A 15796-nucleotide genomic window follows, 5' to 3' on the forward strand; every position below is an offset into this window, starting at 1 on the left:
CCGTTATCGGGGGTCGGCCCAGGTGAAGCCGTTGCCGAAGGTGAGCTCGGCCAGCACCTTCTGACCGGCCACGTTGGGGTGGAAGTAGTCCCACCGGCTCACCTGCTTGAGCGTGAACGGGTAGGAGAACACCGCGCCCCGGTCGGTGCGGCACCACAGGCGCGCGGCGCACACCTCGGCGGCCTCCCGGTTGTAGTCGATGACCCGTTCGCGCACGTGGGTCCGCCGCAGCACGTCGGCCTTCGCGGTGGAGGTGGGCCTGGCCAGCATCGACGGGCAGATCCGCCCGACCCGCCACACCCCGCGCGCCACGGCCTGGTCCTTGGCCACCCGCCACAGCCGGTGCACGTCGGGGATGCTCGCGACCAGCACCCGCACCCCCGACACGCCCGCCCGCAGCTCGTTGAGCGCCTGCTCCAGCCGCTGACGGTAGACCGACACCGGCGTCATCTGCCGCTCCGAGGCGGTGCACGCGTCCTGCGCCCCGATCAGCACGGTCACGTAGTCGGCCCGCGCCGCCACCGCCTTGCGCACCTGCCCGAGCAGGTCGGCGCTGGTGGAGCCGGGCACCGCGTAGTTCTTCGGCGCGAGCCCCGGGCCGAGCGCCGCCAGCCGCCCGTAGTGGCTGTCCACGGCGGCGTTCCGGCCGGACGACCAGGACCGGGACCGGCATGAGATGAAGAACCCGCAACTGTTGTAACCGGACGAGATCGAGTCGCCGAGCGCCGCCATCACCCGCGGCACGGGCTCCCCGGGCGTCGTCGCACGAGCCACACCCGGCGCCACCAGCACCCCCGCCACCGCCAGCACCGGCACCACCTTGATGATCATGCACTCACGGTAGGCAGATGATCACCACGCGTCCATCACCTGGGGGTCACGCCTGCCATGTCAGGACCAACTCGCTATCGGCGCTTGACGAAGGGACCGTAACCGGCCGTTCACGGGGGTCCAAGTCGAACACGTTCAGTTCCCGCATAGAGTGTCTCAAGTGAGTGTCGCGCTCGGAACAACCCGCCCGCTACCGGTTCGCACGACCCCTGTACGCGACCCCGGTAACCTGATCGTCAGCCTGCCCATGACGGCGCCCTACGCGTGGATCAGGCACGGCGAAGGGCTCGTCGGCTGGGGCGAGGCGGCGCGCGCCGACGTCCCGCCGGGTCCCGGCCGGTTCGCCTGGGCGCGCGAGTGGCTGGCGACCGTCTTCGACGGCGCGCTCGTCGACGACTCGGTGCGCTCCCCCGGCAGCGGCCCGGTCGCCTTCGGCACCTTCACCTTCGACGAGAACTCTCCCGGCTCCACCCTGGTCGTCCCCCAGGCGGTGCTGGCCCGTAAGGACGGGCGGGCCTGGCTGACCACGATCGGCGACCAGCACCTGGAGACGTTCACCCCGCTCGCCGACCCGGGCCGGATCAGCTACGGCGACGGCAGCCTCACCGCCCCCGAGTGGGAGCACGTGGTGGCCCGCGCCGCCCGCCGCATCCGCCAGGGCGAGCTGGAGAAGGTCGTGCTCGCCCGCGACCTGCTGGCCACCGCCGAGCAGCCGATCGACATCCGGCTCCTGCTGCTGCGCCTGGCCCGCCGCTACCCCGAGTGCTACGCGTTCTCGGTGGCCGGGCTGGTCGGCGCCACCCCCGAGCTGCTGATCCGGCGCACCGGCCAGGAGATCGAGTCCCTGGTGCTGGCCGGCACCACGCCGCGCGGCACCGGCCCGGCCGACGACCTGGCCCGCGGCGAGGCGCTGCTCGCCTCCGCCAAGGACCGCCACGAGCACGAATGCGCGATCTCCTCGGTCCGCCAGGCGCTCGCTCCGCTCTGCTCCTCGCTGCGCACGCCCGACGAGCCGGAGCTGCTCGTGCTGCCCAACGTGCAACACCTGGCCAGTCACGTGACGGGCCGGCTGGCCGACGGCGCCTCCGTGCTGGACGTGGTGGCCGCCATGCACCCGACGGCGGCCGTCGGCGGCACCCCGACGGCCACGGCCATCGAGGTCATCCGCGAGCTGGAGGGCATGGACCGGGCCGGTTACGCGGGCCCTGTCGGCTGGATCGACGCCCACGGCGACGGCGAGTGGGGCATCGCGCTGCGCTCCGGCATCGTCGAGGGCCGCCGCGCCCGCCTGTTCGCCGGCGGCGGCATCATGGGCGACTCCGACCCGGCGGCCGAGCTGGCCGAGGCCCAGGCGAAGTTCCGCGTCATGCAGTACGCCCTCGAAGGCTGACCGGGCCGCTCAGCCCGGCAGGTGCACCGGCTCGCCGGGCGTCACGCGCGCCCGCCCCGCCGTCAGCGTCGCCAGCCAGTCGGTGAACCCCGCCACCTCGTCCTCGCCCACGGCCACCGCGAACTCCACCGCCTGCCCGTAGGTCACCTCGCGCACCGGATGGCGTGAGGCCCGCAGGTCGTTCTCCACCCTGCCCGCCTGGTCGTGCGCCACCGACACCAGCATCAGCCTGGCCGGCACCATCCGCACCGGCTCGGCCCGGTCGAGCGTCTCGGTCACCGCCGACCCGTACGCGCGCACCAGCCCGCCCGCGCCGAGCAGCGTGCCACCGAAATAGCGCGTGACCACCGCGACCACGCGGTCGAACCCGCGTCCCACCAGCGCCTGCACCATCGGTGTGCCGGCCGTGCCGCCGGGCTCGCCGTCGTCGTCGCCCTTGCGCTCCTGCCCGACCACGTACGCCGTGCAGTTGTGGGTGGCCGACGGATGCAGCCGCCGCCGCTCGGCGATGAACTCCGCCGCCCGCGCCGTCGTCCCGGCCGGGGCGATCGCGCAGATGAAGCGCGAGCGCCTGGCCTCGGTCTCGTGCTCGATGGGGCTTTTCAGGGTGAGGTACGAGGACACGCCTCCCAGGCTAGGGCCCGCGGTTGCCACCCTTGAACCGTATGGTGTACGGTACAGCGTACTGAAGTTGACTGGAGGCTCACGCTTGACCGACATCCGCCCGTACCGTCTGGAAACCCCGCAGGCCGACCTCGACGACCTGCACGCCCGCCTCGACCGGGTGCGCTGGCCCGACGAGGTGCCCGGGCAGGGCTGGCGCCTCGGCGTCCCGCTCGCCCATCTGAAGGACCTCGTCACCCGCTGGCGCCACCACGACTGGGCGGCCGCCTGCGCGGAGCTCAACCGCCACGACCAGTTCGTCACCGAGATCGACGGCCAGCGGATCCACTTCCTCCACGTGCGAAGCGCCGACCCCGGCGCGCTCCCGCTGCTCGTCACCCACGGCTGGCCCAGCTCACCGTTCGAGTACCTCGACGTCATCGAGCCGCTCAGCCGCGACTTCCACCTCGTCATCCCGTCCCTGCCCGGCTACGGCCTGTCCGGGCCCACCACCGAGCTGGGCTGGGGCTCCACCCGCGTCGCCCGCGCCTGGCTGGAGCTCATGACCCGCCTCGGCTACGAGCGCTTCGGCGTCCAGGGCGGCGACTGGGGCACCTGGATCTCCCGCGAGACCGGCGTCCTGGCCCCCGATCGGGTCGTCGGCATGCACGGCAACGGCATCATCTGCTTCCCGATCGGCGCCCCCGGCGAGCTGGACGACCTCACCGCCGCCGAGCGGGAGCGGCTCGCCTTCCGCGAGCGCTACATGAGCGAGCAGTACGGCTACAAGCTCATCCAGTCGGCCAGGCCGCAGACCTTCGCCTACGGCATGGCCGACTCCCCCGTCGCCCTGCTCGCCTGGTTCGCCGGCGTCTACCACGAGTGGAGCGACGGCGGGATCGACCCCGACCACGTGCTCACCACCACGACGCTCTACTGGCTGACCAACACCGCCGGCTCGGCCGCCCGCTCGTTCGTCGAGACGCCCGACACCGAGCAGGACACCTCCGTGGAGTGGGAGCTCAAGCCGGCCACCGTGCCGACCTCCGTCTCCGTCTTCCCGAAGGACATCCTGCGGCCGATCCGCCGCTTCGCCGAGCGCGACAACACCATCGTCGGCTGGGTCGAGCACGACCGCGGCGGCACCTTCGCCGCCCTGGAGCGGCCGGACGCGTTCGTCGCCGACGTGCGGGAGTTCTTCGCCACGTTGCGCCGGCCGGGCGCCTTTACCATGTAGATTTCAGTCGCGTTCGAGTTCGTGGGCCAGTTCCTTCAGCTCCGCCTCCCCGGCCATCATCGAGGTCAGCTTCTCCCTGGTGATGTCCGCCTTGGCGAACTCCCCCAGGCTCGTCCCACGGTTGAGCAGGAGGAACCGGTCCCCCACGGGGTAGGCGTGGTGCGGGTTGTGGGTGATGAACACCACCCCCAGCCCGCGGTCACGGGCCCTGGCGATGTAGCGCAGCACCACCCCGGCCTGCTTCACGCCGAGGGCGGAGGTCGGCTCGTCGAGGATGAGCACGCGCGCGCCGAAGTACACCGCGCGCGCGATCGCCACCGACTGCCGCTCGCCGCCGGACAGGGTGCCGACCGGCTGGTCCACGTCCCGGACGTCGATCCCCATCGCCCGCAGCTCGTCCCGCGCCACCCGCCTGGCCTTGGCCACGTCGAAGCCCAGGCCCTTGCGGGGCTCGGAGCCGAGGAAGAAGTTCCGCCACACCGACATCAGCGGGATCATCGCCAGGTCCTGGTAGACGGTGGCGATGCCGCGGTCGAGCGCGTCGCGGGGGCTGCCGAACCGGGTCTCGGCGCCGTCCACCAGCAGCGACCCGGCGTCGTGCTGGTGGACCCCGGCCAGGATCTTGATGAGCGTGGACTTGCCGGCGCCGTTGTCGCCGAGCACGCAGGTGACGTGGCCGGCCTCCACCGACATCGACACCTCGCGCAACGCCAGCACCGAGCCGAACGACTTGCCGATGCCCTTCGTCTGGAGGATCAATGCTTCACCTCCTCGGCGTAGCGGCGGACCAGGCGGTTGGCGAGCGTGGCCAACAGCAGCATCGCGCCCAGGAAGAACATGAACCAGTCGGCGTCCCAGCCCAGGAAGACGATGCCCTTGTCGGCCATGCCGAAGATCACCGCCCCTATCGCCGCCCCGATCGCGGACCCGTACCCGCCCGTGAGCAGGCAGCCGCCGATCACCGCCGCGATGATGTAGATGAACTCCTGCCCGATGCCGACGTTGGCCTGCACGGACGTGTAGCGCAGCGCCAGGATCGAGCCGACCAGCCAGGCCGCGAACGCCGTCGTCATGAACAGCGCGATCTTCGTACGGGCGGCCGGCACCCCGACCGCGCGGGCGGCCTGCTCGCCACCGCCCACCGCGAAGATCCAGTTGCCCTGCCGGGAGCGCATGAGCACCCAGGTGGCGACCGCGGTGACCAGCAGCCACCACAGGATCGCCACCCGGAACGAGGCGCCGCCGATCTGGATCGTGCCCGCGAAGACCGTGTGCGCGCTGTCGAACCCCCAGGCCGTGCGCAGGCCGCTGACCTGCACGGTGCCGGTGAGCGCCTTGGTGACGCCCAGGTTCACGCCCTGCAGCATGAGGAACGTGCCGAGCGTCACGATGAAGCTCGGCAGCCTGGTCCTGGTCACGATCAGCCCGTTGAACAGGCCGACGGCCAGCGCCACGACCAGGCCGACGAGCATGGCCGCCCAGACGTTCATGCCGTAGCGCGTGGCGAGCGTGACCAGGATGAGCCCGGTCGTGCCGGTCATCACGCCCGCCGACAGGTCGAACTCGCCGCCGATCATCAGCAGCGCGATCGCCACCGCCATGATGCCGAGCGTGGCCGCCGGGTCGAGCCAGTTGGCGATGCCGGGCAGGGACCGGAACACCGCCGACTGGCTCGCGAAGAACGCGAACACCACGACCGCCCCGACGACCGCGCCCAGCTCGGGCCGGATCAGCAGGCGGCGCAGCGGCCCGACCTCGGCGACGCGCTCGTCCGCGCGGCCCGCGGTGGCCGTCATCGCGTGCCCGCCTCCGCGAGCTTGGCCACCTGCTCGGCGTTCTCCTTGGTGACGAACCCGGGCCCGGTGTTCACCGGCAGGCCGCCGCCGACGGTGTTCAGGTTGTTCTTGTACAGGTGGAGGAAGGTGATCGGGAGGTAGCCCTGCAGGTACTGCTGCTGGTCCACGGCGAACATGATCTCGTCGGCCTGGATGGCGGCGACCACGTCGGCCGACAGGTCGAAGGTGGCGAGCTTGGCCTGCGAGCCCGAGTCCTTGATCGCGTCCCTGGCGGCCACCGCGACGGCCGGGTTGAGCGCGAGCACGCCGTTGACCGCCTGGTCCGACTGGAGCTTGGCAGTGACCTTCGAGGTGACGTCGGCCAGGTTGCTCACGTCCACCTGGAGCCGCTCGACCGTGCCGCCGAGCGTCTCCTCGGCGCCCTTGCAGCGCTGGTCGAGCCCGATGTTGCCGGCCTCGTGGATCACGCACAGCAGCTTGGTCACCCCGGCGCCCTTGAGCTGCTCGCCCGCGCCGCGCCCGGCCACGTCCTCCGACTGGCCGACGTGCGTGACCGCGCCGAACTCCTTGGACGAGTCCGCCCCCGAGTTGATCGTCACCACCGGGATCTTCGCGGCCACCGCCTTGCCCACGGCCTCGCGCAGCGCGTCGGGGTTGGCCATGGACACCACGATGCCGTCCGCCTTGCCGGACACCGCCTGGTCGATGAGCTGCGACTGCTTGGCGGGGTCGCCGTCGCCCTGGTACGTGACGGTCACGCCGTACTCCTGCCCGGCGGCCTCGGCTCCGTTCTTGACCACGTCCCAGAAGGAGTCTCCGGGGGCGCCGTGGGTGATCACCGCGTAGGTGCCGCCACCGCCGGCGGGGGGCGCCGAGCCGGGTTCGTTCTGCGTATTCTGCTCGGCCGGCGCGGAGCAGGCGGTCAGCGCCAGAGCGCTCACCAGGGCCAGCACGACAGGGGTTCGTCTCATGGAACACCTCCAGAGCGTTGGGCTCGCCCCCGGTTCTACCCCAATATCAACTCTATGTATAGACATGCGGACTAACTGAGCTAGAACGGAATTCTTCGTTCCGATAAGCTCCGAGGCATGACCACCGCACCCATGAGCGGCCGCAAGGCCCAGGCCGCGAGGAACGACGAGCTGATCCTCGCGGCCGCCCGCGCCGTCTTCACCGCCGACCCCAACGCCCCCATCGCCGCCGTGGCCGAGCGCGCCGGCGTCGGCATCAGCGCTCTCTACCGGCGTTACCCCAGCAAGGAGGCGCTGCTGCAGAAGCTCTGCGGCGACGGGCTCAAGCGGTACATCGAGGTGGCGCAGCGGGCGGTGGACGACGACGAGGGCGACCCGTGGGAGGTGTTCGCGGCGTACCTGCGCGGCATCGTGGACGCCGACAGCAGCTCGCTGACGATCAGGCTCGCGGGGACGTTCCAGCCGACGGAGGAGCTCTTCGCCGACTCGGCGCGGGCCTCCCGGCTGGCGGTGGAGGCGCACCGGCGGGCCGTCGAGGCCGGGGTGCTCCGGCCCGACGTGACGCCCGCCGACATCGCGCTCCTGTTCGAGCAGCTCGCCTCGGTCAAGCTCGGCGACGAGCGGCGCACCGCCGAGCTCCGCCACCGCTACCTGGCGCTCGTCATCGACTCGCTCCGTCTCCCTCCGGCCCGCCGCGCGCTGCCCGGCCCCGCCCCCGACGACGAGGAGCTCGGACGACGCTGGATCCCCGGGACCTGACGTCCCCGGGCCGTCAGGAGTCGGCGAGCTGGGTGGAGAGGACGAGGGTCCGGCGGGCGCGGGCCACGATCGGCGCGTCGACGAAGCGGCCGTCCGGCAGGGCGAAAGCGCCCGCGCCCGCGGCGTCGGCCGCCTGCACGATCTCGGCGGCCCGCGCCGTCTCCTCCGGCGTCGGCCGGAAGGCGGCCCTGATCACCGGGATCTGCCGCGGGTGGATGGCCGTGCGCCCGAACATGCCGAGCGCTCGCCCCTCCGCGCACGACGCGGCCAGCCCGGCCTCGTCCCGTACGTCCGGATACACCGCCATGGGCACCGGCGGCAGCCCCGCCGCGGCGGCGGCCAGCACCGCCCGCAGCCGGAGGTGGTCCAGCGCCGGCCCGCCCGTGATGGCCAGCTCGGCCGCCAGGTCCTGCTCGCCGAGCGCGATGCCGTCGACGCACGGGTGGGCGGCGACGGCCCGCGCCTCCAGGATCCCGGCCGCCGACTCCAGCAGCGCGTACGCCCGCACGCCCAGCCGCTCCACCAGGTCGAGCGCGGTCGCCGACTCCACCTTGGGCAGTCGCACGGCGTCGGCCGACCGGCCCAGCTCGTCCAGGTCGTCCAGCCCGCGCTGGGTGGTCAGGTCGTTGACCCGCACGTGCACCGGCGGCCCTCCCGGAGGGCGGGAGCGCAGGTATCCGGCCGCGTTCGCGCGGGCCTCGTCCTTGCGGGCGGGCGCGACCGCGTCCTCCAGGTCGATGATGACCACGTCGGCGCCGGAGTCGGCCGCCTTGGCGAACCGCTCGGGCCGGTCGCCCGGCACGTACAGCCAGGTGACGGGGATCCTCACGCGATCACCCCGGCCTCGCGCAGCCGGGCGATCTCCCCGGCCGGGTACGCGAGCTCGCCGAGCACGGCGTCGGTGTCGCGCCCGAGACCGCGGCCCGGCCAGCGCACCTCGCCCGGCGTGGCGGACAGCCGGAACAGCACGTTCTGCACGGTGACCGCGCCCAGCTCCTCGTCCGGCACCTCGACGAACGTGTCCAGGGCCGCGTACTGCGGGTCCTCGGCTATGTCGGCGACGTCGTAGACGGGCGCGACCGCGGCCTGCGCCTCCTCGAAGCGGGCGACGACCTCGGCGGCGTCGCGGGCGGCGATCCAGGAGGCGACGGCCTCGTCCAGCTCCTCGACGTGCGCGACGCGCCCGGCGCCGCTGGCGAACCAGGGCTGCTCGACCAGATCAGGCCGCCCGACCAGGGTCATCACCCGCTCGGCGATCGGCTGGGCGCTGGTGGAGATGGCCAGCCAGCGTCCGTCGCGGGTGCGGTAGGTGTTGCGCGGCGCGTTGCTGGAGGACCGGTTGCCGGTGCGCCGCGGCACCACGCCGAGCGCCTTGTAGGCGGTCATCTGCGGGCCGAGCAGGGCGAGGATGGGCTCGATGATGGCCAGGTCGACGACCTGGCCGCGCCCGGTGTGCTCACGGGCACGCAACGCCACCATGATCGCGTACGCCATGGCGAGGCCCGCGATGCCGTCGGCGAGCGCGAGCGGCGGCAGCGTCGGCGGCCCGTCGGGCTCCCCGGTCATCGCCGCGAACCCGCTCATGGCCTCGGCCAGGGTGCCGAACCCGGGCCGCGCGGCCATCGGCCCGAACTGCCCGAACCCGGTCATCCGCGCCACGATCAGCCGGGGGTTGCGCTCCAGCAGCACCTCGGGCCCGAGCCCCCACCGCTCCAGCGTGCCGGGCCTGAAGTTCTCCACGAGCACGTCGCAGCCGTCGGCGAGGCGGCGCAGGATCTCCTGCCCCTCGGCCCGCGACAGGTCGACGGCGGCGGCGCGCTTGTTGCGCGAGAGCGTCTTCCACCACAGCCCCACCCCGTCGGCCGAGGCGCCGTGACCGCGCGCCGGGTCGCCGCGCCTCGGATGCTCGATCTTGATCACGTCGGCGCCGAAGTCGCCCAGCATCATCGCGGCGGTGGGCCCGGCGAACAGCGTGGCGGCGTCGATGACCCGCAGTCCCGCGAGGCTTGTCATGGGTATGTAACTTATAAGAAATATGTCATAGGTCAACCGAGATTCAAGAGACACTTGACCCATGACCGCCGACCATCGGCCGCCGATGAGCAAGGCCGACTACGTCTACAGCGTGCTGCTGGAGGAGATCCGCACCGCCCGCATCCCCGGCGGCACCGCGCTGCGCGCCGGCGCGGTCGCCCGCCGGCTCGGCGTCTCCGTCACTCCGGTACGGGAGGCGCTGCGCAGGCTGGAGAAGGACCGCCTGATCAGCTACGAGGCGCACCACGGCGCGACGGTGGTCGAGCTGGGCGACGACGCGCTGGAGGAGTTCTACGGGCTGCGCGCGGTGGTCGAGGGCCTGGGCGCGCGGCTGGCGGCGGCCCGGATCACCGCGGGCGAGCTGGCCTGGCTGCGTGATCTGCACGCGTCGATGGCCCGTGACGCGGAGGCGGGCCGCCACGACCGGCTGGGCGAGCGGAGCAGGGACTTCCACCTGCGCATCACCGACATCGGCGGCCCGGCGTTCCTCGGCCAGCAGGCCAGGGCGGTGCGCAACAGCTTCCCCGTCCCGGCCGCCGCCTCCCAGTGGCTCGACCCCGGACAGGCGCGGCGGCACCTCGACGCGCACGCCGGCGTGCTGGCGGCGCTGGAGCGGGGCGACGGCGAGGCGGCCGAGCGCGTCATGGCCGGCCATGTCCGCGAGGCCGGCGAGTACCGCAGGAACGCCTGACAGGATGGAAACGTGATCAACGGCATTCTGTTCGACCTGGACGGCACCCTCCTCGACCACCGCACCGCGGCCGACACGGCGATCGGCGCCTGGGTGGCGGAGCGGGCTCCCGGCCACCCCAGGCTCGGCGACGCGCCCGCGCTCTGGGCGGCGCTGGAGGAGCCCCACCTGGCGGCCTGGCACGCGGGCGAGTGCTCCTGGCAGGAGCAGCGGCGCCGCCGCGTCCGCGCGCTCTGCGCCGAGCTCGCCATCGAGGTGCCCGCCGACCTCGACGCGGCCTTCGCCGGGTTCGCCGAGCACTACCGGCGCGGCTGGGTGGCCTTCCCCGACGCGGCGCGGACGCTGGCGGCGCTCGGCGGGTTCCGGCTCGGGGTGCTGACCAACGGCGCCCAGGAGATCCAGGAGGAGAAGGTGCGCGCGATCGGCCTGGACGGGCTGGCCGGCCCGGTGCTGACGGGCGAGGTGCTGGGCGGCTGCTACAAGCCGGCGGCGGCCTGCTACACGGCGGCCGCCGCCGCGCTCGGGCTGCCGCCCGAGGAGGTCCTGCTGGTCGGCGACGACATCGCCAAGGACGTGACGGGGCCGGCGGTGACGGGCATGCGCTCGGTCTGGCTCGACCGCCTCGGCGTCTCCCCGCCCCCGGACGGCTTCCCCCGCATCACGACCCTGGCCGACCTCCCGCCCCTGGTGCACGCCCCCTGACACCGGGCACGATGCGCCTACCGCTTCTCCACGGCCACCTCCGCGAGGGCGGACGAGGCGAGGTCGAAGCCGCCCACGTGCGCGAGGTAGTCGCCGGGGGCCAGGGGGTCGCCCAGGTAGACGCCGCCTGCCCGGTGGACCAGGAGGGCGCCCGCCGCGACGTCCCACGGCTGGGCGCGGGTGCCGTAGACCGCGTCCGCCCAGCCGGCCGCGACGTGCGCCAGGTTGAGCGCGGCGCTGCCGGGCCTGCGCACGGCCGCGAAGGCGTCCACCAGCCGCCCGTAGCGGCGCAGCCCCTCCTCGCCGTCGACCTCCAGGTCCAGCGGCGACGGGTAGCTGCACAGCAGCATCGCCTCGCGGTCGCGCGCCGCGCCCGCGCTGCGGATCGGCGCCCCGTTGCACCAGGCGCCGTCGGTCGTGGCGGTGAACTCGTCCTCGCGTACGGGGTCGTACACCACTCCTGCCACCAGCTCGCCCCCGACGGCGGCGGCGATCGACACGCAGAAGAACGGCAGGCCGGCCGCGAAGTTGGCGGTGCCGTCGATGGGGTCGACATACCAGACCAGCTCGCCGGAGCCGGTCGTGCCGCCCTCCTCCCCCACGATCGCGCTGCCGGGGAAACGGCCCTCGATCACGCCCCGGATGGTCTCCTCGGCCGCCTTGTCGTGCTCGGTCACCGGGTCGTGGAAGTCGCGCTTCACGGCCACCTCGGGCCTCGAACGGAACGCCTCCCGCAGCCGCGGCCCCACGGCCCTGGCGGCCTCGGCGGCGGTCTCCAGCAGTGTGGTCGTGTCCATGATCCCCCCAAGAGAAACAGTCATCACCGACAACCATGGCAGGTCGGGGTCACCCGGCCCGAACCGCCCTCGTACTCAGGGGAAGAGATATTTGTCAGGACATTCTTACCTCGGATAACCTGATCAGCATGACCGCGAACCTGGCGATCGACCTGGATCGATCCAGCCCCGTGCCGCTCTACTTCCAGGTGGCCGAGCAGATCGCCGAGGCCATCCGGCGGGGTGACCTGGCCCCCGGCTCCCGGCTGGACAACGAGATCCTGCTGGCCGACAAGCTCGGCCTCTCGCGGCCCACGATCCGCCAGGCGATCCAGTATCTCGTGGACAAAGGCCTGCTGGTACGCAAGCGCGGCGTCGGCACCCAGGTGGTCCACGGCCAGGTCAAGCGGTCGGTGGAGCTGACCAGCCTCTACGACGACCTGCGCCGCTCCGGGCAGGAGCCGGCCACCCAGGTGCTGCGGCTGGAGCCCCGCGTGGTCGAGGAGGAGGTCGCCGGCATCCTCGGCGTCGAGCCGGCCACCGAGGTGCTCTACCTGGAGCGGCTGCGGTTCGCCGCCGGTGAGCCGCTGGCGCTGCTGCACAACTGGCTCCCGATCGGGCTGGCCCCGCTGACCCCCGAAGGCCTGCAGAGCCGGGGCCTGTACGAGCTGCTGCGCGGGGCGGGCGTGCGGATGCGGGTGGCCAACCAGCGCATCGGCGCGCGGGCCGCCAGCCAGGCCGAGGCGCGGCTGCTCGCGGAGCGCCGCGGCGCCCCGCTGCTGACCATGGTCCGCACCACCTACGACGACCAGGGCCGCGCCGTCGAGCACGGCTCCCACGTCTACCGCGCCTCCCACTATTCGCTGGAGGTCACGCTCATAGAGCGCTGACCTCGTACGGTTTCGGGATCTATGCCGATTACCCTCAGGGAATCGGGTTCTTCCGGCGAAACACGCCGACCCCCCGCTAGCATCCAGCGTGACAGCGTACGGCGACGCACATGCGCCGTCCGGCCCGCGGCCCGCCGGCCCCTCACACCGGCGAGTCCCCCGGGACGGCGGCGGGACCCCCCTGGCGTCGCGCGACGACGTTCACCGCGAGGGGTCCCATGCACGCATTCCACCTGACGACGAGCGTGCGCGACGACGTCGTGACCGTATCGGTCGGCGGGGAGCTGGACATCGCCTCCAGGGAGCTGCTCCGCGCCCACGTGCTGGAGCTGCTGGACACGATCGCGCGCCCCGCGGAGATCGTCCTGGACCTGGGCGGGCTGGCCTTCATCGACGCGGCGGGCCTGGGCGTGCTCGTCGCCGTCCAGCGGCGCGCACGCCAGTGCGAGGCCGGGCTCACGCTGACGGGCGTGTCGCCCAGGACGTCCGGGCTCATGCGCGTCACCGGTCTGGACGAGCTCTTCGGCACCGCCGGCGCGGAGCGGAACTGACGGCGCGCGCTCAGGCGAGCGCGGCGCGCACCGCCTCCTGCGCGGCGTCCTTCAGCCGCGCGTGGACGAGCGCGTTCGACTCGCGGTCCGTGCGCACCTCCACCACCCGCGGCCCCTCCCCCCGCAGCGCCTTCGGCAGCTCGGAGATGTCCTCCACGAGGGTGTGAGGGGTGCGGGTCGCGGCCGTGACGTAGCCGAGGTCCACCCCGTGCGGGGTGCCGAAGACGCGCTCGAACGGGTCGCGCACGGCCGCCTGCGGCAGCATCGAGAAGATGCCGCCCCCGTCGTTGTTGACCACCACCAGGCACAGGTCCGGGCGCGGCTCGCGGGGGCCGAGCACCAGGCCGTTCTGGTCGTGCAGGAACGACAGGTCGCCGATGAGGCCGTAGGAGGGCCCGTTGTGGCCGAGCGCCGCCCCCATCGCCGTCGACACCAGCCCGTCGATGCCGGACGCGCCCCGGCTGGCCATCACCCTGATGCCGCGCCGCGGCCGCATCGCCTGGTCCAGGTCGCGGATCGGCATCGACGACCCGCAGAACAGCAGCGCCCCGTTCGGCAGCGCGTCGACCAGGTCGCGGGCCAGCCTCGGCTCGCTCAGCCCGGAGGAGTCGAGCACCTCGTCCATCGCCGCCCTGGCCGCCTGGTCGGCCCGCCGCCAGGCGTGCAGCCAGGCGTCGTCGCCGGAGGCCACCGGGATCTCCACCGCCTGGGCCACCTGGGTGGCCGAGCGGGTCGGGTCGGGCCAGCGGTCGAGGTCGGGGGCGACCACGATGTGCTCCGGGGCGCGCGTCAGCCACGACAGCAGCGGGCGCGACAGGCCCGGCCTGCCCAGCGTGACCACCACGTCCGGCGGGTGGGCGTCGGCGAACTCCGGCATGCCGAGCAGGAAGTGGTAGGTGGACACGGCGTGGTCGCCGTAGCGGCCGCCGCCCTGCGGCTCCGACAGCACCGGCCAGCCGGCCATCCCCGCCGCGGCGACGTACCGGCGCACGTTGGGCGCGCCGTCGCCGACCACCAGGACCCCGCGCCTGGTCGGCGGGAGGTGCAGGGCGACCGGCGGCGGCGCGACGCGGACCCGCACCCACGGGCCGTTCGCGTCGCCGCCGAGCGGCTCGCACCAGGAGGTGTCGCCGTCGGGCAGCAGCGGCTCCCTGAACGGCAGGTTGAGGTGGACCGGGCCGGGGTCGCCGGGGCCGAGCGCGCGCTGGTAGGCGCGGCAGGCCAGCGACCGCCAGTAGGCCACCTGGCCGGGCCGGTCCTCGGGCACGCCCAGCTCGGCGAACCAGCGCGTGGCGGTGCCGTACAGCTTGAGCTGGTCGATCGTCTGGTTGGCGCCGGTGCCGCGCAGCTCCGGCGGCCGGTCGGCGGTCAGCACGAGCAGCGGCACGCCGGACTCGGCGGCCTCGATCACCGCCGGGTGGAAGTTGGCCGCGGCCGTGCCCGACGAGCAGATCACCGCCACCGGCCGGTCGGTCCGCTTGGCCAGGCCGAGCGCCAGGAAGGACGCCGACCGCTCGTCGACGCGGACGTGCAGGCGCAGCCTCGACTCGGCGTGCGCGGCCAGCGCCAGCGGCGCCGACCGGGAGCCCGGCGCGATCACGACGTCGGTGAGGCCGCAGCGCACCAGCTCGTCGACCAGGACCGTGGCCAGCGCGGTGGCGGGGTTCACAGTGACGCCTCCTGCATCCGCCGCAGCCACGGCGGAGAATCGATCTCGAATGCCGACAGCCGCCCGGGGTCCACGTCCGGACGGCGCACGGTGAGCACGCCGCCCTCCGGGACCAGCGAATCGGCCACCACGTCGCCCTCCAGCAGGGACATCGTGCCGAGCCCGCACGCGTACGGCAGCTCGGGCAGCGCGGCGGCCAGCGCCAGGCCGGCGGCCAGCCCCACGGACGTCTCCACGGCGCTCGACACGACGGCGGGCAGCCCGCACGCCTCCACCACGCGCAGCGCCGCACGCACCCCGCCCAGCGGCTGGACCTTCACCACCGCGATGTCGGCCGCCCCCGCCGCCCTGACCCGGAGCGGGTCCTCGGCGCGGCGGATGGACTCGTCGGCCGCGATCGGCACGTCGCAGGCCCGCCGCACGGCGGCGAGCTCGTCCAGGGTGGCGCAGGGCTGCTCGGCGTACTCCAGGTCGAACCGGTTCAGCTCCTTGAGCCGGCGCACCGCCTGGGAGACGTCCCAGGCGGCGTTGACGTCCACGCGGAGCCTGCCGGACGGGCCGAGCGCGTCGCGCACCGCCTCCACCCTGGCCAGGTCGTCGGCGAAGCGCTGGCCCGGCTCTGCCACCTTGACCTTGGCCGTGCCGCATCCGGAGCGCCGCACCATCGCGTGCGCCTGCTCGGGGCCGACGGCGGGCACGGTGGTGTTGACCGGGACCGTGTCGCGCACCGGCTCGGGCCAGCCCTCGAACGCGGCCTCGCGCGCGCAGGCCAGCCAGCGGGCGCACTCGCGCGGCCCGTACTCGGGGAACGGCGAGAACTCGCCCCATCCGGTGGGCCCCCGCAACAGGACCCCTTCCCTGACGGTCTGACCACGGAACCTGGTGCGCATCGGAAT

At 73.4% G+C, this 15796-nt stretch carries 17 protein-coding genes; 7 read left to right on the plus strand and 10 right to left on the minus strand.

All coding sequences use genetic code 11. The features are described from left to right. Positions 1-3 precede the first annotated feature (3 nt). Positions 4-831 (minus strand): GDSL-type esterase/lipase family protein, encoded by an 828-nt coding sequence (locus tag AB0K05_RS39350; RefSeq protein ID WP_364236285.1) that lies wholly within the window; start codon positions 829-831, stop codon positions 4-6. Between the two features lie 160 nt (positions 832-991). On the opposite strand from AB0K05_RS39350, the gene AB0K05_RS39355 reads away from it, so the two are divergent. Continuing rightward, positions 992-2221, plus strand: a complete 1230-nt coding sequence (locus AB0K05_RS39355; RefSeq protein ID WP_271279827.1) for an isochorismate synthase — start codon at positions 992-994, stop codon at positions 2219-2221. A 9-nt stretch (positions 2222-2230) separates the two neighbouring features. On the opposite strand, the gene AB0K05_RS39360 is transcribed toward AB0K05_RS39355, so the two are convergent. Continuing rightward, complete coding sequence (locus tag AB0K05_RS39360) at positions 2231-2845, minus strand: YigZ family protein (protein ID WP_219544422.1); 615 nt, start codon at positions 2843-2845, stop codon at positions 2231-2233. Between the two features lie 85 nt (positions 2846-2930). Between AB0K05_RS39360 and AB0K05_RS39365 the strand changes: the two genes are divergently transcribed. Beyond that, a complete protein-coding gene (locus AB0K05_RS39365; protein ID WP_364236288.1) occupies positions 2931-4061 on the plus strand; it encodes an epoxide hydrolase family protein in 1131 nt (376 codons plus the stop codon). Between the two features lie 3 nt (positions 4062-4064). On the opposite strand, the gene AB0K05_RS39370 is transcribed toward AB0K05_RS39365, so the two are convergent. From AB0K05_RS39370 to AB0K05_RS39380, 3 genes are read right to left on the minus strand one after another with little or no spacing between them, the layout of a single operon-like run. Then, complete coding sequence (locus AB0K05_RS39370; protein WP_271279825.1) at positions 4065-4820, minus strand: ATP-binding cassette domain-containing protein; 756 nt, start codon at positions 4818-4820, stop codon at positions 4065-4067. After that, complete coding sequence (locus tag AB0K05_RS39375) at positions 4817-5857, minus strand: ABC transporter permease (protein ID WP_219544419.1); 1041 nt, start codon at positions 5855-5857, stop codon at positions 4817-4819. The genes AB0K05_RS39370 and AB0K05_RS39375 overlap by 4 nt, the downstream gene beginning before the upstream one ends. After that, a complete protein-coding gene (locus AB0K05_RS39380) occupies positions 5854-6828 on the minus strand; it encodes a sugar ABC transporter substrate-binding protein (RefSeq protein WP_271279824.1) in 975 nt (324 codons plus the stop codon). The genes AB0K05_RS39375 and AB0K05_RS39380 overlap by 4 nt, the downstream gene beginning before the upstream one ends. Before the next feature lie 117 nt (positions 6829-6945). Between AB0K05_RS39380 and AB0K05_RS39385 the strand changes: the two genes are divergently transcribed. Next, on the plus strand, positions 6946-7587 hold the full coding sequence (locus AB0K05_RS39385) for a TetR/AcrR family transcriptional regulator (RefSeq protein WP_364236292.1): 642 nt from the start codon (positions 6946-6948) through the stop codon (positions 7585-7587). Between the two features lie 13 nt (positions 7588-7600). Here the strand turns inward: AB0K05_RS39385 and AB0K05_RS39390 are convergent, their stop codons facing one another. Both AB0K05_RS39390 and AB0K05_RS39395 read right to left on the minus strand, forming a co-directional pair. Then, on the minus strand, positions 7601-8416 hold the full coding sequence (locus tag AB0K05_RS39390; protein WP_271279822.1) for a CoA ester lyase: 816 nt from the start codon (positions 8414-8416) through the stop codon (positions 7601-7603). Then, on the minus strand, positions 8413-9600 hold the full coding sequence (locus AB0K05_RS39395; protein WP_364236294.1) for a CoA transferase: 1188 nt from the start codon (positions 9598-9600) through the stop codon (positions 8413-8415). Before AB0K05_RS39395 ends, AB0K05_RS39390 begins: the two co-directional genes overlap by 4 nt. Positions 9601-9661: 61 nt before the next feature. On the opposite strand from AB0K05_RS39395, the gene AB0K05_RS39400 reads away from it, so the two are divergent. Together AB0K05_RS39400 and AB0K05_RS39405 are read left to right on the plus strand one after the other, a co-directional pair. Further along, positions 9662-10312, plus strand: coding sequence for a GntR family transcriptional regulator (locus AB0K05_RS39400; RefSeq protein WP_246639647.1), 651 nt, complete (start codon positions 9662-9664; stop codon positions 10310-10312). 12 nt (positions 10313-10324) lie between these two features. After that, positions 10325-11014 (plus strand): HAD family hydrolase, encoded by a 690-nt coding sequence (locus AB0K05_RS39405; protein WP_345482578.1) that lies wholly within the window; start codon positions 10325-10327, stop codon positions 11012-11014. Between the two features lie 17 nt (positions 11015-11031). Here AB0K05_RS39405 and AB0K05_RS39410 read toward each other — a convergent pair whose 3' ends face one another. Continuing rightward, positions 11032-11811 (minus strand): inositol monophosphatase family protein, encoded by a 780-nt coding sequence (locus tag AB0K05_RS39410; RefSeq protein WP_148031947.1) that lies wholly within the window; start codon positions 11809-11811, stop codon positions 11032-11034. A 128-nt stretch (positions 11812-11939) separates the two neighbouring features. On the opposite strand from AB0K05_RS39410, the gene AB0K05_RS39415 reads away from it, so the two are divergent. Continuing rightward, positions 11940-12680 (plus strand): GntR family transcriptional regulator, encoded by a 741-nt coding sequence (locus AB0K05_RS39415; RefSeq protein WP_219544414.1) that lies wholly within the window; start codon positions 11940-11942, stop codon positions 12678-12680. Between the two features lie 218 nt (positions 12681-12898). Next, on the plus strand, positions 12899-13231 hold the full coding sequence (locus tag AB0K05_RS39420) for an STAS domain-containing protein (RefSeq protein ID WP_187281190.1): 333 nt from the start codon (positions 12899-12901) through the stop codon (positions 13229-13231). 10 nt (positions 13232-13241) lie between these two features. Here the strand turns inward: AB0K05_RS39420 and menD are convergent, their stop codons facing one another. Both menD and AB0K05_RS39430 read right to left on the minus strand, forming a co-directional pair. Then, positions 13242-14900: a 2-succinyl-5-enolpyruvyl-6-hydroxy-3-cyclohexene-1-carboxylic-acid synthase gene (menD, locus tag AB0K05_RS39425; protein ID WP_271276574.1), complete on the minus strand. Its 1659-nt coding sequence runs from the start codon at positions 14898-14900 to the stop codon at positions 13242-13244. Beyond that, positions 14897-15790 carry an o-succinylbenzoate synthase gene (locus AB0K05_RS39430; protein WP_271276576.1) on the minus strand — a complete coding sequence of 298 codons (894 nt, stop codon included), beginning with the start codon at positions 15788-15790 and terminating at the stop codon, positions 14897-14899. Before AB0K05_RS39430 ends, menD begins: the two co-directional genes overlap by 4 nt. Positions 15791-15796 lie beyond the last annotated feature (6 nt).

It is taken from the genome of Nonomuraea sp. NPDC049486 (assembly GCF_040676925.1).
GTDB classification, from domain to species: domain Bacteria; phylum Actinomycetota; class Actinomycetes; order Streptosporangiales; family Streptosporangiaceae; genus Nonomuraea; species Nonomuraea ferruginea.